At 35.7% G+C, this 19,993-nt stretch carries 22 protein-coding genes and 1 pseudogene; 10 read left to right on the forward strand and 13 right to left on the reverse strand.

Annotation, left to right across the window (positions count from 1 at the left end; all coding sequences use genetic code 11):
• Positions 1 to 68: 68 nt before the first annotated feature.
• Genes DBO93_RS07910 through DBO93_RS07925 form a run of 4 tightly spaced genes read right to left on the reverse strand, consistent with a single transcriptional unit; the run spans position 69 to position 2,966 of the window.
• Positions 69 to 461 (reverse strand): DUF2069 domain-containing protein, encoded by a 393-nt coding sequence (locus tag DBO93_RS07910; protein ID WP_108455837.1) that lies wholly within the window; start codon positions 459 to 461, stop codon positions 69 to 71.
• A gap of 2 nt (positions 462 to 463) precedes the next feature.
• Complete coding sequence (arsC, locus tag DBO93_RS07915; protein WP_108455838.1) at positions 464 to 814, reverse strand: arsenate reductase (glutaredoxin); 351 nt, start codon at positions 812 to 814, stop codon at positions 464 to 466.
• Positions 815 to 870: 56 nt separating this feature from the next.
• Complete coding sequence (locus DBO93_RS07920; protein WP_108455839.1) at positions 871 to 2,325, reverse strand: M48 family metalloprotease; 1,455 nt, start codon at positions 2,323 to 2,325, stop codon at positions 871 to 873.
• Between the two features lie 44 nt (positions 2,326 to 2,369).
• Positions 2,370 to 2,966 carry a hypothetical protein gene (locus DBO93_RS07925; RefSeq protein WP_108455840.1) on the reverse strand — a complete coding sequence of 199 codons (597 nt, stop codon included), beginning with the start codon at positions 2,964 to 2,966 and terminating at the stop codon, positions 2,370 to 2,372.
• Between the two features lie 117 nt (positions 2,967 to 3,083).
• On the opposite strand from DBO93_RS07925, the gene DBO93_RS07930 reads away from it, so the two are divergent.
• The 3 genes from DBO93_RS07930 to cobA all read left to right on the forward strand — a co-directional run bounded on the left by DBO93_RS07930 (position 3,084) and on the right by cobA (position 5,594).
• Positions 3,084 to 3,308, forward strand: coding sequence for a sulfurtransferase TusA family protein (locus tag DBO93_RS07930; RefSeq protein WP_108455841.1), 225 nt, complete (start codon positions 3,084 to 3,086; stop codon positions 3,306 to 3,308).
• A 5-nt stretch (positions 3,309 to 3,313) separates the two neighbouring features.
• Positions 3,314 to 4,387 carry an AI-2E family transporter gene (locus tag DBO93_RS07935; RefSeq protein WP_108455842.1) on the forward strand — a complete coding sequence of 358 codons (1,074 nt, stop codon included), beginning with the start codon at positions 3,314 to 3,316 and terminating at the stop codon, positions 4,385 to 4,387.
• A gap of 376 nt (positions 4,388 to 4,763) precedes the next feature.
• Positions 4,764 to 5,594 (forward strand): uroporphyrinogen-III C-methyltransferase, encoded by an 831-nt coding sequence (gene cobA, locus DBO93_RS07940; RefSeq protein ID WP_108455843.1) that lies wholly within the window; start codon positions 4,764 to 4,766, stop codon positions 5,592 to 5,594.
• Positions 5,595 to 5,745: 151 nt separating this feature from the next.
• On the opposite strand, the gene bcp is transcribed toward cobA, so the two are convergent.
• The gene (gene bcp, locus DBO93_RS07945) at positions 5,746 to 6,207 is read right to left on the reverse strand and encodes a thioredoxin-dependent thiol peroxidase (RefSeq protein ID WP_108455844.1); all 462 of its coding nucleotides are present in this window, start codon (positions 6,205 to 6,207) and stop codon (positions 5,746 to 5,748) included.
• Positions 6,208 to 6,266: 59 nt separating this feature from the next.
• Positions 6,267 to 6,797, reverse strand: coding sequence for an ACT domain-containing protein (locus tag DBO93_RS07950; protein ID WP_108455845.1), 531 nt, complete (start codon positions 6,795 to 6,797; stop codon positions 6,267 to 6,269).
• Between the two features lie 183 nt (positions 6,798 to 6,980).
• Here DBO93_RS07950 and DBO93_RS07955 point away from each other — a divergent pair, with 183 nt between their 5' ends.
• The 4 genes from DBO93_RS07955 to bamC all read left to right on the forward strand — a co-directional run bounded on the left by DBO93_RS07955 (position 6,981) and on the right by bamC (position 10,490).
• A complete protein-coding gene (locus DBO93_RS07955) occupies positions 6,981 to 7,772 on the forward strand; it encodes a PhzF family phenazine biosynthesis protein (protein WP_108455846.1) in 792 nt (263 codons plus the stop codon).
• 104 nt (positions 7,773 to 7,876) lie between these two features.
• Positions 7,877 to 8,119: a CDGSH iron-sulfur domain-containing protein gene (locus DBO93_RS07960; protein WP_239059144.1), complete on the forward strand. Its 243-nt coding sequence runs from the start codon at positions 7,877 to 7,879 to the stop codon at positions 8,117 to 8,119.
• Positions 8,120 to 8,266: 147 nt separating this feature from the next.
• On the forward strand, positions 8,267 to 8,824 hold the full coding sequence (locus DBO93_RS07965; RefSeq protein WP_108455847.1) for a hypothetical protein: 558 nt from the start codon (positions 8,267 to 8,269) through the stop codon (positions 8,822 to 8,824).
• Positions 8,825 to 9,404: 580 nt separating this feature from the next.
• Positions 9,405 to 10,490 carry an outer membrane protein assembly factor BamC gene (bamC, locus tag DBO93_RS07970; RefSeq protein WP_108455848.1) on the forward strand — a complete coding sequence of 362 codons (1,086 nt, stop codon included), beginning with the start codon at positions 9,405 to 9,407 and terminating at the stop codon, positions 10,488 to 10,490.
• A gap of 48 nt (positions 10,491 to 10,538) precedes the next feature.
• Here the strand turns inward: bamC and DBO93_RS07975 are convergent, their stop codons facing one another.
• The 5 genes from DBO93_RS07975 to DBO93_RS07995 form a co-directional block, all read right to left on the reverse strand.
• Positions 10,539 to 10,769, reverse strand: coding sequence for a hypothetical protein (locus tag DBO93_RS07975; RefSeq protein ID WP_108455849.1), 231 nt, complete (start codon positions 10,767 to 10,769; stop codon positions 10,539 to 10,541).
• A gap of 111 nt (positions 10,770 to 10,880) precedes the next feature.
• Entirely contained in the window at positions 10,881 to 11,567 is a 687-nt protein-coding gene (locus DBO93_RS07980; protein ID WP_108455850.1) for a M15 family metallopeptidase, read from the reverse strand.
• On the reverse strand, positions 11,560 to 12,708 hold the full coding sequence (gene dapE / locus DBO93_RS07985; protein ID WP_108455851.1) for a succinyl-diaminopimelate desuccinylase: 1,149 nt from the start codon (positions 12,706 to 12,708) through the stop codon (positions 11,560 to 11,562). Before dapE ends, DBO93_RS07980 begins: the two co-directional genes overlap by 8 nt.
• A gap of 12 nt (positions 12,709 to 12,720) precedes the next feature.
• Positions 12,721 to 13,068: an ArsC family reductase gene (locus tag DBO93_RS07990; RefSeq protein ID WP_108455852.1), complete on the reverse strand. Its 348-nt coding sequence runs from the start codon at positions 13,066 to 13,068 to the stop codon at positions 12,721 to 12,723.
• Positions 13,069 to 13,080: 12 nt separating this feature from the next.
• Positions 13,081 to 13,461, reverse strand: a complete 381-nt coding sequence (locus DBO93_RS07995) for an ACT domain-containing protein (RefSeq protein ID WP_108455853.1) — start codon at positions 13,459 to 13,461, stop codon at positions 13,081 to 13,083.
• A gap of 773 nt (positions 13,462 to 14,234) precedes the next feature.
• Between DBO93_RS07995 and yfbV the strand changes: the two genes are divergently transcribed.
• A complete protein-coding gene (gene yfbV / locus DBO93_RS08000) occupies positions 14,235 to 14,666 on the forward strand; it encodes a terminus macrodomain insulation protein YfbV (protein ID WP_108455854.1) in 432 nt (143 codons plus the stop codon).
• A gap of 87 nt (positions 14,667 to 14,753) precedes the next feature.
• Here the strand turns inward: yfbV and rlmA are convergent, their stop codons facing one another.
• Together rlmA and xthA are read right to left on the reverse strand one after the other, a co-directional pair.
• On the reverse strand, positions 14,754 to 15,578 hold the full coding sequence (rlmA, locus tag DBO93_RS08005) for a 23S rRNA (guanine(745)-N(1))-methyltransferase (RefSeq protein ID WP_239059145.1): 825 nt from the start codon (positions 15,576 to 15,578) through the stop codon (positions 14,754 to 14,756).
• A 23-nt stretch (positions 15,579 to 15,601) separates the two neighbouring features.
• Positions 15,602 to 16,410 (reverse strand): annotated as a pseudogene (gene xthA / locus DBO93_RS08010) (exodeoxyribonuclease III).
• A gap of 484 nt (positions 16,411 to 16,894) precedes the next feature.
• On the opposite strand from xthA, the gene DBO93_RS08015 reads away from it, so the two are divergent.
• Together DBO93_RS08015 and DBO93_RS08020 are read left to right on the forward strand one after the other, a co-directional pair.
• Positions 16,895 to 18,523, forward strand: a complete 1,629-nt coding sequence (locus DBO93_RS08015) for a TldD/PmbA family protein (RefSeq protein WP_108455856.1) — start codon at positions 16,895 to 16,897, stop codon at positions 18,521 to 18,523.
• A gap of 51 nt (positions 18,524 to 18,574) precedes the next feature.
• Positions 18,575 to 19,942: a TldD/PmbA family protein gene (locus tag DBO93_RS08020; RefSeq protein WP_108455857.1), complete on the forward strand. Its 1,368-nt coding sequence runs from the start codon at positions 18,575 to 18,577 to the stop codon at positions 19,940 to 19,942.
• Positions 19,943 to 19,993 lie beyond the last annotated feature (51 nt).

Here is a 19,993-nt window from a genome sequence, read left to right on the forward strand (position 1 = left end):
AAAGTTTAGTGAAGTAAACCTGTCTAATCGTTTTATAAATCGATTTTAAAATTTTAATCCAAGTTCTTTTATTCTTTCTTTTTACGAATACTTAAACCAAGTTCCTGCCCGCGATATTTTGCATAATAACTGCCTGCGATAAACATTGTTGTGGCAAAAAATAACTCGCCTACAGCCCACAATTTTTCATCAGCTGAAACCCATAATGTTGTTAGACTGTGCAAAAAATAAATCATCACAATAAAGTTTGACCAAGCATAAGTATAAGGATTGCCTTGCAATAATCCCTTTAATGGAAACAGTAACGGTAAGGTAAAAAACGTTAATGTTAAAGGAACAGAGAGTGCGGTGTCATCACTAACAATAATTAACCAAAACGGCATGTAAAACAGTAATGAGAAGTAGCCAAATAAAGTTATTTGCTTAAGTTTGGTTGTTGAAAAACGTGAGGTAGTTGTCATGTTTAATTATTTACCTGCATTAAAGAAAGCACGTTTTCTGGCGGTCGACCAATAATAGCGCGTGTGCTATCACTAACAATAGGGCGCTCAATAAGTTTAGGTGTTGCAGCCATAGCGGCAATCAAAGTAACGTCATTCGCTTGAGCTAAGTTTTGCTCTTTAAACTCGGCTTCTTTTGTTCGCATCATATCGATTGGCGATACCTTCAGTAAAGCTAATAGCTTTTCAATTTCGGCAACACTAAGGGGTGTTTTTAAATATTCCACAATAGTTACATCGTGTTTTTGCTCTTCAATGAGTGCTAATGTTTGTCGGCTTTTAGAGCAACGAGGGTTGTGATAAATCGTTAACATGTTTTTCTCTTAGATTATTTTAAGTTCATTAAATTAGCGCTATTTTAACTGATTTTTTACAGGCGTTTAAGTTTTTCTTGTTGTTCTTGTAATTGCAGTATTCGGCCTTTCATGCGTTTTTGTAATAATGGGTTTTCTTCAACAAAATTATACGCTGTTTGTAATTCATCAACCGCTTTAGGATAAGCACCTAAGAGGGCATATACTTCAGCCTTAGTAGCATGCATCAGGGCTTTTTTATCTTGTTTTCTATAGACTTCAGTTAATAAATCGTTAGCAATAAAGTTTTTTGGGCTCAATACTAAAAACTTTTGTAAAAGCGTTTCAGCCTGTGCATACTGCCCTGCTTCGTTTAATACGTTTGCGTAGTTTAAAGTCACAACTTGGTTATTAGGCATTAATAAGTTTAACTCACTAAGCATGACAATAGCCTTATCAAAGTTTTTCTCAGCAATATAAGCATCGGCGAGCGCATCGACATAAAATAAGTTTCTGTTATCGTCGTTTAATAACGCTTCAAGCTGAGAAGTAGCGACTTTATAGTTTTTATTTTCATAGTAAGATAGTGCCAACCCATAACGTGCAGCAGCCTCAACAGCATAATTTTGTTTATCCAAACTTTGTTGAAAGTTAATAATGTTACCTTCAGCATTACCTTCATATCTCGCCATTATGCGTGCTTTAGCTAGTTCGAACGCTAAACTTGGGGCTAATGGACGTGGTGAGAAATTGTGTGCTCTAATTCTGGCGTCTGCAATGCGTGACTCAGGTAATGGATGCGTTAATAACATGGCAGGTGGCTTTGATGTATAACGGTATTTTTCTGCCATTTTGCTGAAAAAGTCAGGTGCACCTTGTGGATTAAAACCACTATTAACCAAAAGCATAATGCCGACTCGGTCAGCCTCTTGCTCGTTGCCTCGTGTATAGTTGATGCTAGCTTGTTGCGAAGCTGCCATTGTAGTACTCAGCGCCGCCATGCCAACGGTTGGGTTAATTAAGGTTAATAAAACACTAGAAACCATAGCGGCCATGGTAAGCGATTGACTTCTGCTTTGAGACTCTAATCTTCTGGCTAAGTGGCGTTGAGTAACATGTGATATTTCGTGCGCGACAACCGAAGCAAGTTCACTTTCAGTGCTTGCGGTTGTGATTAAACCGCTGTGAATAGCAATATGACCACCAAAGAAGGCAAATGCATTTAGCTCTTGGTTACGAATAACAAAGAACTCAAAGCTGTAATTAACATCTTTGGCATTTCTCACCATACGGTTGCCTAAGTCATTTATATACTCTGTTAATACGGGATCATTCAATATTGGTTGTGATGCGCGAATTTGACGCATCATTTCGCCACCTATTTGGCGTTCTTTTTCAATAGAAAGTACACTTACACCCGCAGAGCCAATTTCAGGAAGTTTATTTCTATTAGTTTCTGTATTCGCTGCCAAAGCACTAGTAGTTAAAGACGAAAGGGCAAGTGCAATAATAAACGGTTTTAATTTAAACAAATTTAATTTTCCATATTTTCAGGTGTATTACCACAAGTTAAGGCCTAAGATTGAGACTGTGATTGCTTACGGTAAACTTCTTTGCAAAACTCAGCGATTGAATATCCTTTAATATCAGTGATATCAAAAGATTGGCTTAACACCGTAATAAGTTCATCAACTCGCTGGTTTGCATAACGAATAAGGGCATAATCGGCTAAATCACCCTTTTGAAAGGTGTAGACAATAAAAGGCAGTAATGAGTTCAATCTAAACAACGTTTGCATTGTTAGCGGTGCCCATTCAATAAAAGGACATTGCGGATTATTAAACTGTGCTTCCTTTACCGGTTCGTTATTAATTATTGGATAACAATGTAACTCATAATGTTGTTCATTAATATTATGATAAAGCGAAATTTTTGGCTTACCCGTTGTTACTTTACCAATAATATTGCTCGATTGCGTTGTTGTATTTAAGTTCCAATTGCGTTGATCAAGCAGCTGTTTAAAAGCGTTATTAAAACCATGAGTTAACAATCCATCCATTTCCCTAATTGAGTTCGTCGCTAATTGATAAATTGTGGGAACATCACCCCAGTTTAACTTTTTTTTATAGGCGTCAATTTCTTTAAGACTAGGATTATCAGAAAGTTTGCTCATTTATTTTCTTTAACCTCTTTAAATTATTAAAAATACATCAAAAGAATTTACAAATGTCATTGTAATCAATTGTCGCAAATTAGATAATCAAACTAAAGCACAACGCATAGTTTATTTATGACTTACGAATACGATGCCACCCAAGATAAATGCCCAGTGCCACTGGTGAATTTACGCTTATTACTGAGAAAGTTAACGCCGATTGATAGTTGTCTGATACGTATTCGTGATAATGGCTCCAAAAAAGATATTCCCAGGTTGTTATTAAAACAAGGGTTTTACTTTGAACAGCGTAACGTAGATAAGCATACTGTTGAATTATTGATAAGAATGGAAAAATAAATATTATGGTTTCACTGTTTAGCGATTGGTACAAAAGGAACTTTTCAGATCCAAGTGCGGTAACCTTAATGGTTATTCTCATTTGTACTTTCTTGTTTGTGTATTTTTTTAGTAGTTTGTTAATGCCTGTTTTTGTTGCCGTTGCCATCGCTTTTTTATTAGATTTACCGGTAAACAAGTTATCAAAGATTGGCTTATCTCGTGGACTGTCAGTTGTTATTGTCGTTTCTGCTTTTGTCGGATTAACCTTAATCGGTATCTTGGGTTTAATGCCAGTAATATGGCAACAAAGCAGTAATTTATTGCAAGAAGTACCGCAAATGCTGGGTAAAGGACATACATACTTACTCGCTTTACCTGAACAATACCCTGAATTTGTAAGTGCTGAACAGATAGGCAATGTGATCATTTTAGTCAATGACAAGCTCATTGAATGGGGACAACTAGCATTAAAAGCATCCTTGGGTTCAATCTCTAATGTAGTTGCACTGCTGATCTATCTAATTTTAGTACCGTTAATGGTATTTTTCTTTTTGAAAGATAAGAGTGTGCTTTTTAATAGTTTACGTAAATTTTTACCAAAAGATCGCCGTATGGCAAAACAAGTTGGCAGTGAAATGAACCAACAGATCATGAATTACATTCGTGGTAAATTAATTGAAATTATTATTATCGGCACAGCATCAACTATTGCCTTCATCGCCTTAGGACTTAATTATCCGGTATTATTGGGGGTTTTAGTTGGGCTATCGGTTCTTGTACCTTATGTAGGCGCAACCATTGTAACTTTACCTGTTTTACTTGTTGCCTTGTTTCAATTTGGTACCACTGCAGAGTTTGGTTATGTAATGATAGCTTACGGTATTATTCAAGCGCTTGATGGTAACTTGCTTGTGCCTTTGCTATTTTCTGAAGCGGTTAATTTACATCCCGTCACTATTATTATTGCGGTGATATTATTTGGTGGGTTGTGGGGCTTTTGGGGCGTATTTTTTGCGATTCCGTTGGCAACGCTTGTTAAGGCTGTGCTTAATGCTTGGTCAACTACAACGCAAGCTGAGGGAATAACAGACATTTAAGTTGCTACTCATCTGCTATGCATAAATTAAAGTCTCATCAAAAAGGCTTTAATTTATGATGTAACTGCTAATATTTTAATCTTCTAGCCAGTTTCATTCATTTAAAATATTCTAGGCTACATAACTATTATCACATGCTACATATCAGCCTTAACAAAGCGTTATTGTTTTATGATGAGTCTAGACCCTTTTATACCCGTGAGATCAATAAAATAACTTAGGTTAATTAGCACTAAGTTATCGGATTAAATTTTATAGGAACGCTTTTTTTTATTCTATAATAGAATAACGAAGGTAGGATCCAATATCATTTTTTTTGGATAGTATGTCACTTATCATTAAAAATTTTAATTAAAATCAATAGAGTATAAAACTTTTGAAAAACGTAAATAGCAAATCTATTTTACAAGCTGGTGAAGTTGCATTAGTTGGTTCAGGTCCCGGTGATGCAGAATTACTGACTATTCGCGCTTTACGTTTTATTGAACAGGCAGAAGTTGCTATTTATGACCGCTTAGTCAGTGATGAAATAATGGCACTTTTACCTGCAGATTGTGAGCGCTTATATGTCGGTAAAGAACAAGCTAAGCACTGTGTTCCGCAAGATAAAATTAATGAATTATTACACCAATATGCACAACAAGGTAAAAAAGTACTTCGGCTTAAGGGTGGTGACCCCTTTATCTTTGGTCGTGGTGGTGAAGAAGCTGAATATTTATTAAAAAATGGTGTTAGTTGTCATCTTTGTCCAGGCATTACCGCGGCATCAGGCTGTACTACTTATGCAGGAATTCCATTAACCCACCGAGGTGTTGCACAAGGCTGTACTTTTATTACGGGTCATATGCAAAACGATGGACAACTTAATTTACCTTGGAAAAGTTTAAGCGATAGCAGCCAAACAGTTGTCTTTTATATGGGGATTAATACTTTACCAAGCATAACTGAGCAGTTAATAAAGCATGGTCGAGATGCTAACACTCCTGCTGCACTTATTCGAAAGGGAACACAGCCAGAGCAACAAATATTTCGTGGTAAAATATCTACGCTTGCAGCATTAGTAGCAGAGCATAAAATAACGCCACCTACGTTAATTGTTATTGGTGATGTTGTGAACCAATTAACCGATATAGCACTGGCAAAGCCAGGTTTCTTAGACGCTAAAAATTATCAACAGCCCGAGCAGTTATCAGTAAAAGTTGGTTAATATATTTAATTAACTTACTAATTTATTTAAAATTTATCGGCAATTTTTCTGCAATGCAACCCATTGTACTGTTTATAAAAAAAGGCTTAACAAATTAATTGTTAAGCCTTTTTTGTTTTTACTCGCTTTTTAAGCGGTATTCATCATGAGATTAAAGATTTTTTAATACATCTAGAACAACTTCGTGATGATCTTTAGTTTTAAACTTATTAAAGATATGTTCTAAATTACCATTCTCATCGATTAGAAATGATGTTCTCACCACGCCCATACTTTCTCTTCCCATGAATTTCTTTAATTGCCATACGTTATAAGCTTCACAAACTGCGTGATCTTCATCAGATAATAATGTGAAGTTTAATGTTTGCTTATTAATAAAGTTTGTTAGTTTTTTAGGTGTGTCAGGGCTTATACCTAATACAACAACATTTAAATCATCAAGTTCTGATTTAGAATCTCTTAAAGCACAAGCTTGTACAGTACAACCGGGAGTCGAAGCTCTTGGATAAAAATAGATAAGTACTTTTCGACCTTTAAATGAATCTAGCTCAATAGCTGTGCTGTTTTGATCGAGTAATGTAAATTTCGGGGCAGGTTGGCCTATTGCTAACATTTATTTTTATCCTTTCTATTTTAGGTAATACACGTGGAGTGTGACGGGTATTTACTTGGTTAATCTATCTGGTTTGATTGAATTTTCTTTATACAACCTTGTACATCAAATTGCTCACACAATTGGAGGAAATCACTTTCAAGTTTATCGATACTCGTTTCTTCCATCAATGCGATTAAAATTGATGCACTCATGTGATTATCTTTCTGATTAATTTCAGACTTTAAAGATGATATATCAATATTGCGTGTGGCAAAAAAAGCAGTAACAGCTTTTAAAACACCGGGTTGATCTATACCAGCATAATCAACTTGGTAATGATGAACAAAGTCTTGTTCACGATAACCGGATGTTCTTTTCATCATAGTGATAAGTTCAAGCTTATGTGCCACAGCAGGTAATTTACTTTCTAATTGATGAATAGCTTTATTATTACCGGTAAGTAACATGATTAAGGTAAATTCTAAGCCGAATATCGCCATTCTACTGTCTAAAATGTTACAGCCACATTCGCTGGCTAGTTTGGTTAAGTCACTGACACTGCCGGTGCGATCTGGTCCCATGGCTGTTAAAACTAAATATTCGCTCATCAATAAACCTAACTGTGGTATTAAAAAAGCTATTGTAACGTATGTTATGTTGCTAAAGCCAACGAGAATGATGTTTGTTCATTTTGTTACAACCTTGGGATAAAGCTTTTAAATATCAACGTAAACTGATAAATATAAAACTACTGTTTTAAGTAATATTAGGCTTGGAGTGTTATTTTTCATATGGAATTAAAAATTAATGTTATTGACGCATTTACTGATACAACATTTAAGGGTAATTCAGCTGCGGTCATTATAATAGAAGACTGGCTCAGTGATGAACTTATGCAGTCAATTGCTGTTGAGAATAATCTGTCAGAAACTGCTTTTGTCAAAAAAATTGAGCAGCACAGCTACGAAATACGTTGGTTTTCCCCGATAACAGAAATTGATTTTTGTGGTCATGCAACTTTAGCGGCATCATTTGTTATTTTTAAACAACACTCTGATGTAAAGAAGATTAAATTTTTTGCTAAAGCTGTGGGTGATTTATGGGTAACAGCATTAAGTAATGGTTATATTGAAATGGTATTTCCTAATAAAATACCTGAAGTAATTCATGATATACCTTTAGCTTTATTAAATGGATTGTCGATTAAACCACTAGAAGTATTATTAAATGATCAAGCTTATTTTGTGGTTTATGAAACAGAAGCTGATGTGCTTTTGGTGCAACAAAATATCGAATTAATAAAACAGCTTGCACCTTTTGATGTAGTTGTGACTGCAAGATCAAAGGAATATGATTTTATTTCGCGTTATTTTTGGCCAGCTAACGGCGGATATGAGGACCCAGTAACGGGCTCTATTCATAGTGGTTTAGCACCTTTGTGGGCAAGTAAACTCAACAAACTTGATTTGGTGGCTTTTCAAGCGTCTACACGAGGAGGAAAGCTATTGTGTAGCGTAAAAGGCAATAAGGTTCATATTTCAGGTAAAGCGGTGCAATACCTTGAAGGAAAAATTTCAGTTTAGTGTCCTTTTAAAAAATATAAACTAAAGTTGGTTATAGCGGCATGAATTGCTGCTTAAACCAAGTAATAGTAATTACCTTGGTATTTTTAAACCACGGAGTATACATGATGAATAAACCTGTTAGCATTTCAGACACCCCATATGGTATTGAAGTAGAAGCAGATAAAAAATATTTTTGGTGTGCTTGTGGACAAAGTACAAGCCAACCATTTTGTGATGGCTCACATAAAGGAACTGAATTTACACCCGTTAAATATACCGCAACAGAGTCTAAAAAAATCTATTTTTGCGGCTGTAAGTTAACAGGTAATCAGCCAATATGTGACGGTAGTCATAAAAAGAGTTAACTTTATACAGAACGGTTATTTTTGTCGTTGCGATAATTTTAATGTCTATGTTTTTTGTTATATGAATTGATGTGAGCTGATATCAGTTGAAATAGGTCGTTGATATCTTTCATGAATACGATGAACCTTTACTATTAAGTACTATAAATGAACTTTAAGTTTGCACAAAGTGACATGAACTTTTCATATTTTGGTGGTGGAACTGGGGTTTTAGTTTCTGGCCTTATTTGGTGTATTGCTGGCATTACCGCAATGTTATATTCCAATCAGTCGAGTATGTTGGTGTTGTTTTTTGCTGGTATGTTTATCCACCCATTAGCTTTATTGCTTTCGAAAGTGCTTAAACGATCGGGTAAACATCAACAAAATAATCCTTTAGGCAAACTCGCGCTGGAAAGTACCATTATTTTATTTGTTGGCTTGTTTTTAGCTTTTTTTGTAGCAAAGCTCAAAGTGGAATGGTTCTTCCCGATTATGTTGATGACAATAGGTGTACGTTATTTAATTTTTAATACTTTGTATGGTATTAAGACTTATTGGATCTTAGGTGCAGCGTTAATGTTTAGCGGTATGTTTTGTATTTTATTAAATACAAACTTTGTTATTGGCGCATTTTTAGGAGGAATTACAGAAGTTATATTTTCACTGGTTATCTTTAAGCAATCCAGCGCATCAACCTTAAAATCAACTGAATACAAAGCTTAAACTATTGCATTATTTTGAAAATAGGCCCACCTAATTCGCTGCTTTTTATCTCATATTACTCGGTACTTCTAATTTTAATGTACTTAAGTGCACATATTTTCCGTAATTTTATTTATTGAGTATGAGGTTTGTAATAGCGTTTTATATGCATTTTCCATGATCAATCTTACGAGTAACAAGCTCACGTAGAATCTCTACCGTAGTTAATAATTTTATTATCATGCGCTTGGATCTTAACTTCCTGTCTAGGACTGTGAAATCAAACCACTAAAAATACCTTACTATTTCTCTATTTTTTATGATAAATGTGCTTCAGTATCTTGTGTTTGTATTTTCAGGCAAGTACCATGGTGCGCTGCCCAATTTAGCTATTTTGCCATTAATTTGCGGATTTTAAATAAATGATATGATTTAGGGAACTTAGCCCTGATTCAGTTATCAAAACAGCGTTATAGAAGTATTGCTTGAGCGTTACGACCACCATTTCTTAATGTGTCGTAATGAATAAAAATGTGACTTATAAATACAACAAGCAAAATTAAATTTAGAAAGATTCAGATTTGTATCCTCGGGAGTGTTAATGAATCGCAAGATATTTTATTTTTCATTATTAAGTGTTGCAGTTGCTAGCTGCAGTACAGTAAATAATAAACAAGCAGTGGGCGATTTTGAATACGCGAAGCATAAAGAAGTATCGTCGTTAAAAATACCTGCAGGATTAGCTAAGCCTAAAAAAGCTGATACTTACTTTGTTACTGATGAAATAAACCATGAAGGTCCAATTGGATCTGATGTAGATGTTCGCGCACCATCACTTGTATTGCCTGTTGCAGCGTCAACTAGAACAGAAAATACTACATCAGCATCTAAGGTTTGGTTCGATCAAGTACTTGATGATGAAGACTTACGCGCTTTTATTATAAAAGCATTAAAAGGTCAATTAGCATCCGATAATGTTGATTTAACACAAATAGACGAAGATGGTTTTGTTTTCGAATCAGATTGGTATCACAAAGAAGTAGAAGAAGGTTCATGGCTATTTAAAGAGATAACTATCTCGGAAAGTATTAAATATCGCTATTTGCTTGAAAGTAAATCACACGGACGAAGTGTTGCGCTAGTTGTTGAATTACTTGATTATATGAAAACAGATAAAGCTGGCGGCACTAAACGTATTGATATTATTGATCAACAACGTGCTGAAATGAATATGCTTAATGAAGTTATTGCACAAGTAGATTTTCAATACCGATTAAAGCAACAAGAAAACCGTTTATTACGTGCTAATCATAAATTTGTTAGTTTAGGTGAGAACGTTTCTGGCGAATCTGCTTATATTGTTGAAATTGATGAAGATTTATTGTGGTCTAATTTACCGCTGTTTTTTGAAGATCATGGTTTTACCATTAAAGATCTTAACGAATCAACTAAAATTTACTACGTTGATTATGTTAAACCTGAAGTGAGCTTTTGGGATAGCATATGGGGCGAGACTAAGCCTACTTTGGATTTACCTAACGGTAAGTATCAATTTCAGGTAGAAAAAATGGCTGCAAAATCAGTTGTTACTATATTTGATAGTGAAGGTAATACCTTACCAGATGCTACATTAGATAAAATATTTGACGTAATGGAAGCAGGGTTATCATTTAAAGACGCATTTTAATGATTCTTATGATCATCTCTACCGTTAGTATTTAAATAAAAAACTCCGTTAATCGGAGTTTTTTGTTTTATGGGCTAAATCATTTTCCTTGGTAACTGTCGGCATTTTATGAGGTGATTTTTGTGTTCTTGGTATGGTTTCTTTTAAATCGTTTAAACTTTTTTTGCGTAAAGGCGTTTTTGCACTTTTTTGAAAGGTACTTAAATTACCAATTAATACGACTAATGCGATAATGACAATAGTGGGTGCAACCCAAGCTTCAGTTAATATGCTGACCATAATGTAGTACTCCGAATATAGGTAAAAGCCAATTTCATGGTTACTGCTAAGAAGTTGGCTATTTTAAATTATTATTTAGACAATATTTTCACGATAAATTATTTATCGTTATTAAACCTCAGCTATGTTGACGATATAACGTCGATAAAGCTCAGGTAATAACTTCAGCAGCAAAGCTTTCCCCTGAATATCAGCATTTGATAATGCTTTAGCTAAAGTGCTTTCTGTATATAACGCTTGGTATTGTTGAGATAATGGCATGTATGAAAGATGCCAAGGCTCTTGAGCAACACCACCTCGAAACTTATCATAGGGTAAAAAGAAGCCAAACTCTTTTGCATGTTCTGCAAGCCATACGCTTAAAGGATAAAAGTGCCCGGAAGTTTGATATTCCCAAGGCTCTAGTGCTAAAGATTGTCCTTGCGGTAATAAGTTTTTTGCATAAACATCAATATCACAACCCCAATGGTGACGACTGCCACCAGGTAATGCAGAGAATAGCATAATAGCGTGTATTTTTTCTCGTTCACTGAGTTGATCAACCGCTAATATTTCATTCGCGTCATTTTTTATTGCTGTAACACCAGAAAACTTATTTTGCCAAATTAACAGTTGCCTATCAAAGCTGCGAAAACCACTGGCTATTGCAAGCTCAATACCTGCGGTTTTAGCCGCGATTTTTAGTTGCTCGAATGCTGACAACATTTCATGATGTATGCCGATATTGCTAGTTAACCAGTGAATATGATGTTCAGTTTTACCTGTTAATATTAACTCAAGCTCACTCATTTTAGGCATGGTCGGTTAATGCGTTGATCAAGGTTTGATAGTAAACGTCAGTTAACAAAATTAGATCCTGAACCGCTACACTTTCATTAACTTGATGAATCGTAGCATTACAAGGACCAAGCTCGATAACTTGTGCGCCTGTTGGTGCAATAAACCTTCCGTCTGATGTACCGCCACTGGTGGATAGTTCTGGTGTGATTTTACAGCATGTTTCAATAGCTTGAACGACAGAATCAACCAGTGTACTTGGCTCAGTAATAAAAGGTTGGCCGTTAAATACCCATTTAATGTCAAAATCAAGTTGATGCTGGTTTAGTAATGCCTCAACTTTATCAACAATCATGTCTGCTGTTAATTCTGTACTATAGCGTAAATTAAAGAGTGCAGTTAAATGACCCGGGACTACATTTGTTGCGCCAGTACCTGATTGTATATTCGATAATTGAAAGCTCGTAGGGGGAAAATATTCATTACCATTATCCCAATGTTGCTTACTCAATGCATCTAATGCAGGCATGGCTTTATGAATAGGATTTATAACGTGTTCAGGGTAGGCTACATGTCCTTGTTTACCACGAATGGTTAATTCACCTGATATTGATCCCCGCCTGCCATTCTTAACAACGTCACCCAATTTACTGGTACTAGAAGGTTCACCAACGATACAGTAATCAATTTTTTCATTTCGCGCTTCAAGCGTATCTATAACACGGGTGGTACCGTTGATAAATGGACCTTCCTCATCACTGGTGATCAAAAATGCAATTGAACCTTTATGATCAGGGTAGTCAGCAACAAAACGTTCTGTAGCGACAATCATTGCGGCTAAACTTCCTTTCATATCTGCAGCCCCACGGCCATAAAGCATGCCGTCAGCAATAACAGGATCAAAAGGTGGTGTATGCCAGCTGTCTAAATTGCCTGCCGGTACAACATCGGTGTGGCCAGCAAAGCAAAATACAGGGCCTGTGTTACCACGTCGAGACCACAAATTGGTGGTATCTTCAAATACCATGCTTTCATTATTAAAACCTAACTTGGCTAATCGCTGAGCCATGAGTTGCTGACAACCAAAATCTTCTGGGGTAACAGAAGGGCGTTCGATCAACGCTTGCGCTAATGAGATGGTGGTATTATTGTGTTTTATCATGAGAGCACCGTATTACGAGCAAAAAGTTTCTTGATATTGGCTGTCTTTGAAGCCGACTAAAAATGCTTGGTTGTGCTTAATGAGCGGGCGCTTAACTAACGTAGGTTGCGCTAATATATTTTCAATCATAACTTCCTCAGTGAGGTTGTTTTTAATCTCATCAGAGAGGTTACGAAATGTAGTGCTGCGCTTATTTAACAGGGTTGTTAAATCTGCCAACGTTATAAACTCTTGTAACAACTCAGAACTTAAACCGTCGGTTTTAAAGTCGTGAAATTGATATGGGATATTTTCTTGCTCTAACCATTTTTTTGCTTTTTTTACGCTATCGCAGTTTTTAATGCCATAAAGTATTGTCATTTTATTTCCTGATTATATTACTTGATAATTATGTTTTATAAGTGCGTCAGTTGCAGCTTCAACGTTGTTTGATTTTACTAAAATGTAGTCAGTATCAAAAGTTGAAATTGTAAAAATACTGATTTTTTCGTTAGCCAAAACAGTTGATATATTTGACATAATACCTGTCAAACTAAAATCTAATGGACCAACTACTTCCAATGCTTGCCAACCGGGTTCTGTTTCTTCACTGTCAATTTCTATGTGTTCGGGTAATACAATCGATATCTCATCATAAGTTTTAGCTAGAAAAAATATAGGTGCAGTAAATACAGCATCAGGGATCGAGCTTTCACGTTGCAAACTGTGAATTGTAAACGTTTCAGTTAAGCGGCGCAGTGTCAAATTGCTCATAAATATACTTTTGATTATGTAAATACTCGTATCATCACTATAACGCTTAATACACACGATCTCTAGCGGTTATAATAGCGTTGAGATCGACTCACTGCGCTTGTATATCTATGTGATTAACTGGTTAACCTGTACTTAGTCCTCATTAAACTGATTATTGAAGTCAAGTCATTATATTTAGATATCTAAATGAAGATATAAAGTGAATTAAATGCGTTATTTTTAATGCTTTGTAATTAATGATATCCACATAAGCTGTGGGTATCATTGTGTACAACTATTGTTTAACTGCTTAGTGTATTGTTTTTAAAGGGTTTTATGGTACTGGTTAAAAAGTGACAGCTGTGATTTTAAAAGAAAAATTTTAGATAAGTTATTAAAATATCGAACTTGTCATCAAAGTATTAAAAGATCGTGCAATTAACATGGTAGATCATACTAATAACCTGCAATTTAACCAGAAGAGTTCAAAGATGCATGAATTGTAATCAATTTATTCTTTTGATTTATAACTTTTACTAACATACTAATAAAATAGTTAAAAGCCATTTATGACTAGATGTTTGATATCAATATAAACTTAATATAGAGCGTGGTTAACTGGTGCTAGTCGACTCATACGTGCTCAGAAATGTGCACTATTAAATACATGATTTAACCTCACTATTATCAAATAATATTGACCACTAATCCTAATTTTTATTGGCTTGAGTTGTATTTTGGTAACAACTTTGTGCTATCTTTTAATTAACCTCTAATGTAGTGTGTGGTGTATGAAACTATCTTTTTTAGAAATTATATTGCTTGGTCGAAAATACATTAATTTGTGGCCAACGCGCACAGAACTTGGTGAGTATTTTGCTGACTATCAAGCGGTTAAAGTTAGCCGTTTGGTTTGTAAAATAATGCCAGGGTTAGCGTTGTTTTGTTTTATTATGCAATTGTATTTTGGTTCTTGGTCTGTTTTACCCCAAGCACTTCTATACAGTTTATGTATTTTGAGTTTTCCATTACAAGCTTTGATATTTATGGGCATTAAAGCCGATAAATTTTTACCGCCAGGTTTGGCTAGTTGGTATAAGGAAAGTGTAGCGCGTGTAAATCAAAGTGGTGGCGATCTCAAGCTATCTACGCAACGTCCTCGCTACTTAGACCTGGCTCAGTTATTGAATTTAACTTTTCAAAATCGTTACAAAATGACTTAAGAATATGCTTGTGTAAACAGCGTTTTCATTTTCAATAGTAAGGCGATACCTTGATTGGGTATCGCCTTTTTTATTTTTTAATTTTAATTAATCTGATTTTTGATAAAGGCGAATTAGAAAGTCTGCCTGACAAGTAAAATTATCTTGATTTAATAAGTGCTGTTTTACTTTTTCACTGGCCTTAAATGCAAAGGGTGTCATAGACAATAAATTTAATGTGTCTTGACCCGTTTTTAAGTGCATTTGATAAGTGATATTCTCTTGGTGTACCAGTGTTAAATTTTCAATGGGTAACTTTTCAATATCATGCTCTTTAGCATCATCATAAATTTGCTGTTTTAATTGCATTAAATGTTGCTTAGCCGGTGTAACGGTTAACAAAAATCCACCAGGTGATAACACGCGCGTAAATTCATTTTCTAAAATCGGTGCATATACCGATACTATCCAAGAGAACAAACTGTCTGCAAAAGGTAGCTTAGATAATGTCGCGACGCTAAAGTGACAATTTTTATACTTTTTACCGGCTTTTTTTATCGCTTCTTTGGCGATATCAACACCGTAAACCGTATTTTCAGCATTTTTATGTTGATGAGTATAAAACCCTTCTCCACAACCTGCATCAAGAACAATTGCCGGCTTATTGGCATCTGCAGGCATTTTTTCATGATATAAAGCGAGTAATCTATTCATTAGTGGCTGATAGTAGCCTTGCTCTAAAAGTGCCCGTCGAGCATTTACCATTGCCTTGTTATCACCCGGATTTTTTGAATGCTTAAATTGTACCGGTAGCAAATTTAAATAGTTCTCTTTTGCACAATCAAAGCTATGGTTATTTTCACAGCGAAATACCGCAGCTTGATTTAGCAGGGGTAAACTACATAACGGGCAAGCATAATGAGTTGGAGTCATAGTTATCATTAAATTAAAGCTTTTTATTGACTAAATGTAGACCAAATAGGCGCATGATCAGAAGGTTTTTCTATCCCTCTAAGCTCATAATCAACATCTGACTCTATACAACGCTCGGCAAGATTTTTAGTGGCGAGCACAACGTCAATACGCAGTCCGCGATTATCATCAAAGCCGCGAGAGCGATAATCAAACCACGAATATCTTTCTTCACGAGTTGGGTGTAATGCCCTAAAAGTATCGGTAAAACCCCAGTTCATCAAGGTAGATAACCATTGTCTTTCTTCAGGTTGAAAGCTACATTTTCCAGTTTTCAACCAGCGTTTTTTATTAGGCTCTCCAATACCTATGTCTAAATCGGTCGGAGAAATATTAATATCACCCATAATTACAACGTTTTCATCAGGGGTATGGTGTTCATTTAAGTATTGCATTAAATCTTTATAAAACTGACGCTTATAAGGGTACTTTGTTTCATGTGCAATATTATCACCTTGGGGAAGTAACCATTTAATACCGTTACTTTTTCATCATTTTCATCAGTTGTTTGCACCATGATCATGCGTTTTTGAGCATCATCATCATCAGTAGGAAAACCTTTAATAACAATGTCGGCTGATTTCTTACACAGCATAGCAACACCATAATGTGCCTTTTGGCCATGAAAATACACGTGATAGCCCATTGCTTCAACATCAGCTAGTGGGAAAGCTTCATCGTGAACTTTAATTTCCTGTAAGCCAATAATATCGGGTTGATGCTTGTCTATAATCGCCTGTAGTTGATGTAAACGTGCACGAAGGCCATTAATATTAAAAGAGATGATTTTCATTTTGACACTCAATAATTATTTTTCGCTCATGCTACCAGAAGTTGGACATTATCAGTAGTGATATCGAGATGAAATTCAGTGAAGAATAAGACTGTTTAAGGTATGCATGCCTTTATAATTAGGCACATTCAACGTACATTTTTTATGGTTGTGAAACACTTAAATTAGTGGAATACACTTTATTTTAATAACATTTATATTATCGCGTGATCTCCACTTTTTACTCTACAATAATCCCTCCTTAGTTTGAACTATGGAAATACTTTGTTACTTAATTGTTAATCTTATGTTTAGCTAAATTATTTTTACCTCTGTTGTAGACTGCTACATTGCGCTATATTTGAATGATGTTAGTTATCCGCCTGAAGCTTATTACTCGTGCATTTACGAAATGTTTTTTTTAGTATATTTAAGGCTTTGTTGTTGGTAGTTTAAAAAACATAAAATATAACAAGAAGTTAAAATAAAAAAAGAGGGATTGGAAATGCAAAGACGTGATTTTATTAAACTTACTGGCGTTGGTGCTGGTGGGTTAATGTTGCCGATGTCTGGCTTAGCGGTATCGGCAGATCAATTGCTAGATAAACCTATGGATGTCGCTTATAAGAAAAAACTGGCTGACATTGCTTTAAATGCTGCAAAAGCAAAGGGTGCTTCTTATGCTGATGCGCGCATTGGCCGTTATCTCAATCAGTTTGTTACGACACAAGAGACTCGCGTTGATAACATTGTTAATACTGAATCAGCAGGTATAGGTATTCGTGTAATTGCCAATGGTACTTGGGGTTTCGCATCTACTTCAAATATGACTCCAGATAGTGTCGCTAAAACTGCAGAAAAAGCAGTGACTGTTGCCATAGCTAATTCAAAATTCCAAACGGTTCCAGTGCAACTTGCACCGGTAAAAGGTGTTGGTGATGTTAGCTGGAATACCCCCATTAAAAAGAATGCTCTCGAAATCCCAATTAAAGATAAAGTTGATTTGTTGCTGTCGGTAAATGATGCCGCTATGTCCAACGGGGCTAACTATATTACTTCTATTTTGTTTTTAGTGAATGAACAAAAATACTTTGCTTCTACCGATGGTTCTTACATAGATCAAGACGTACATCGATTATGGGCACCATTTTTTGCTACAGCGGTTGGTAAAGAAGGCTTTAAGCAACGCACTGGTTTGGGTAATCCTGTGGGCATGGGCTTTGAGTACTTAGATGGTAAAGAAGAAGACAAAGTACGCATATTAGGTGCTAACGTTGGTTATAAAAACTCTTACGATATGCTTGAAGATGCAACTGCAGCAGGTAAACAACTGCAAGCTAAGTTAAAAGCTAAATCAGTTGAACCCGGTAAATATGACTTAGTATTAGATCCTGCCCACTTAATGCTAACTATTCATGAGTCTGTAGGACATCCATTAGAGCTTGACCGAGTATTAGGTTATGAAGCTAACTTCGCAGGCACCAGTTTTGCAACTTTAGATAAATGGAAGAGTGGTAAATTTAATTATGGCTCTGATATTGTTAATTTATTTGCCGATAAAACCCAACCATACTCATTAGGTAATGTTGGCTATGATGACGAAGGTGTTAAAACAAAAGAGTGGGATTTAGTTAAAGACGGCACTTTGGTTAACTATCAAGCCATTCGTGATCAAGTGCATATGATTGATCAAAAAGAATCTCACGGTTGTTGTTATTCACAAAGTTGGCGTGATGTTCAATTTCAACGTATGCCTAATGTTTCCTTAAAACCAAATGATAAAGATTTATCAGCTGACGATGTTATAAAAGACGTTGAAAATGGTATTTATATTGCTGGTCGTGGTTCATTTTCGATTGACCAACAGCGTTATAACTTTCAATTTGGAGGTCAATTATTTTTTGAAATCAAGAACGGTAAAATTACTGAGCAGATTGAAGATGTTGCTTATCAATCAAATACCCAACAGTTTTGGAATAGCTGTACACAAATGGCGGGTAAATCTGATTATCGCATAGGCGGGTCATTTTTTGATGGTAAAGGTCAGCCTTCTCAAGTTAGTGCAGTTTCTCATGGTTGTCCAACAACAAGATTTAATAATATCAACGTGATAAATACCGCTCGTAAGGTTTAATTTTACCTATATTTGACGATAAAAATAAAGAATAAAAGGAAGCATAGCGTCATGACAATTTTAACAGAACAACACGCGAAAGAGTTATTAAAAAAGGTACTTTCATTTTCAAAAGCCGATGAATGTGAGTGTAACTTAGGTGGAGAAGACGGTGGCAATATTCGCACCGCGCGTAATACAGTTTCTACCTCAGGTGAGCAAAGTGATTTAACCTTGTCTGTACAGTCAACATTTGGCAAGAAAACAGGTGTGGCAACCATTAATGAATTTGACGATGCATCATTAATGAAAGTGGTTAAACGCTCTGAGGAGTTAGCCAAATTAGCGCCTGAAAATCCAGAAAATATGCCATTGTTTGGTAAGCAAAAATACAATCAACCTCAAAGCGCTTTTGACTCAACCACGAATATAACGCCAGATGATAGAGCCCAAGCAGCTGAAAATAGCATTAAGCCTTCTAAAGCTAATAAATTGGTTTCTTCAGGGTTTTTGCAAGATTCAACGACCTTTGTTGCTATTATGAACAGTAAAGGGTTGTTTGCTTATAATCAGGCGACTAATGTTGATTTTACAGTCACTATTCGTACTGAAGATGGCAAAGGCTCGGGTTGGGTTACTCGTGATTATAGTGACTTTAAAAAATTAAATACTAAAGAAGCTTCACAAGTGGCAATTGAAAAGTCCATTGGTTCGTCCGGCGCCAAAGAATTAGAGCCGGGTAAATATACGGTCATATTAGAGCCTGCCGCTAGCGTACAATTACTGAATAACATGTTTGGCAGTATGAACCAGCGAGCTGCGGATGAAGGCCGAAGTTTTTTAAGTAAGAAACAAGAAGATGGCAAAGAGGGTGGACCTACTAACCGTTTAGGCGAAAAACTTTTTGATGAACGTGTACATATCTACTCGGATCCTATGAATTCTGAAGCACCAACAGCACCTTTTGCTGGTGATGGTCATAGTGTTGGGAAAACAGACTGGATAAAGGATGGCAAAATAGTCAATATGCCAAACTCTCCTTATTGGGCGAGTAAAACAGGCGTAGAATATGCACCTACCGCATACACAGGCTCTGGCTTGTTTGGTGGTCCGGCACAAATTATTATGGCTGGTGGTAATGACACACTCGAAGATATGATCAAAGACACTCGTCGTGGCATTCTTGTTACTCGCCTTTGGTACATTCGAGCGTTAGATCCGCAAACTTTGCTATATACAGGTCTAACACGTGACGGCACTTTTTATATTGAAAATGGCAAGATTAAATATCCAATTAAAAACTTCCGTTTCAACGAAAGCCCAATTGTTATGCTTAATAATATTGAAGCACTTGGTAAGCCGCAACGTATTAATGGCAGTATGATTCCGCCAATGAAAATACGTGATTTCACCTTCAGCAGTTTGTCAGACGCTGTTTAGTCAATAAATAGGATCAAAAAGAAGAACTTAAATAAGGGTAAACGCGTTATA

It is taken from the genome of Colwellia sp. Arc7-D (assembly GCF_003061515.1).
Classification (GTDB): domain Bacteria; phylum Pseudomonadota; class Gammaproteobacteria; order Enterobacterales; family Alteromonadaceae; genus Cognaticolwellia.

Coding starts and splice junctions, on each gene's coding strand:
- DBO93_RS07910 (WP_108455837.1), bottom strand. CDS start 461: ATGACAACTACCTCACGTTTTTCAACAACCAAACTTAAGCAAATAACT.
- arsC (WP_108455838.1), bottom strand. CDS start 814: ATGTTAACGATTTATCACAACCCTCGTTGCTCTAAAAGCCGACAAACA.
- DBO93_RS07925 (WP_108455840.1), bottom strand. CDS start 2,966: ATGAGCAAACTTTCTGATAATCCTAGTCTTAAAGAAATTGACGCCTAT.
- DBO93_RS07930 (WP_108455841.1), top strand. CDS start 3,084: ATGACTTACGAATACGATGCCACCCAAGATAAATGCCCAGTGCCACTG.
- DBO93_RS07935 (WP_108455842.1), top strand. CDS start 3,314: ATGGTTTCACTGTTTAGCGATTGGTACAAAAGGAACTTTTCAGATCCA.
- bcp (WP_108455844.1), bottom strand. CDS start 6,207: ATGTTAGCAATAGGCCAACCTGCCCCGAAATTTACATTACTCGATCAA.
- DBO93_RS07950 (WP_108455845.1), bottom strand. CDS start 6,797: ATGAGCGAATATTTAGTTTTAACAGCCATGGGACCAGATCGCACCGGC.
- DBO93_RS07955 (WP_108455846.1), top strand. CDS start 6,981: ATGGAATTAAAAATTAATGTTATTGACGCATTTACTGATACAACATTT.
- DBO93_RS07960 (WP_239059144.1), top strand. CDS start 7,877: ATGATGAATAAACCTGTTAGCATTTCAGACACCCCATATGGTATTGAA.
- DBO93_RS07965 (WP_108455847.1), top strand. CDS start 8,267: ATGAACTTTAAGTTTGCACAAAGTGACATGAACTTTTCATATTTTGGT.
- bamC (WP_108455848.1), top strand. CDS start 9,405: ATGAATCGCAAGATATTTTATTTTTCATTATTAAGTGTTGCAGTTGCT.
- DBO93_RS07975 (WP_108455849.1), bottom strand. CDS start 10,769: ATGGTCAGCATATTAACTGAAGCTTGGGTTGCACCCACTATTGTCATT.
- DBO93_RS07980 (WP_108455850.1), bottom strand. CDS start 11,567: ATGCCTAAAATGAGTGAGCTTGAGTTAATATTAACAGGTAAAACTGAA.
- dapE (WP_108455851.1), bottom strand. CDS start 12,708: ATGATAAAACACAATAATACCACCATCTCATTAGCGCAAGCGTTGATC.
- DBO93_RS07990 (WP_108455852.1), bottom strand. CDS start 13,068: ATGACAATACTTTATGGCATTAAAAACTGCGATAGCGTAAAAAAAGCA.
- DBO93_RS07995 (WP_108455853.1), bottom strand. CDS start 13,461: ATGAGCAATTTGACACTGCGCCGCTTAACTGAAACGTTTACAATTCAC.
- yfbV (WP_108455854.1), top strand. CDS start 14,235: ATGAAACTATCTTTTTTAGAAATTATATTGCTTGGTCGAAAATACATT.
- rlmA (WP_239059145.1), bottom strand. CDS start 15,578: ATGACTCCAACTCATTATGCTTGCCCGTTATGTAGTTTACCCCTGCTA.
- DBO93_RS08015 (WP_108455856.1), top strand. CDS start 16,895: ATGCAAAGACGTGATTTTATTAAACTTACTGGCGTTGGTGCTGGTGGG.
- DBO93_RS08020 (WP_108455857.1), top strand. CDS start 18,575: ATGACAATTTTAACAGAACAACACGCGAAAGAGTTATTAAAAAAGGTA.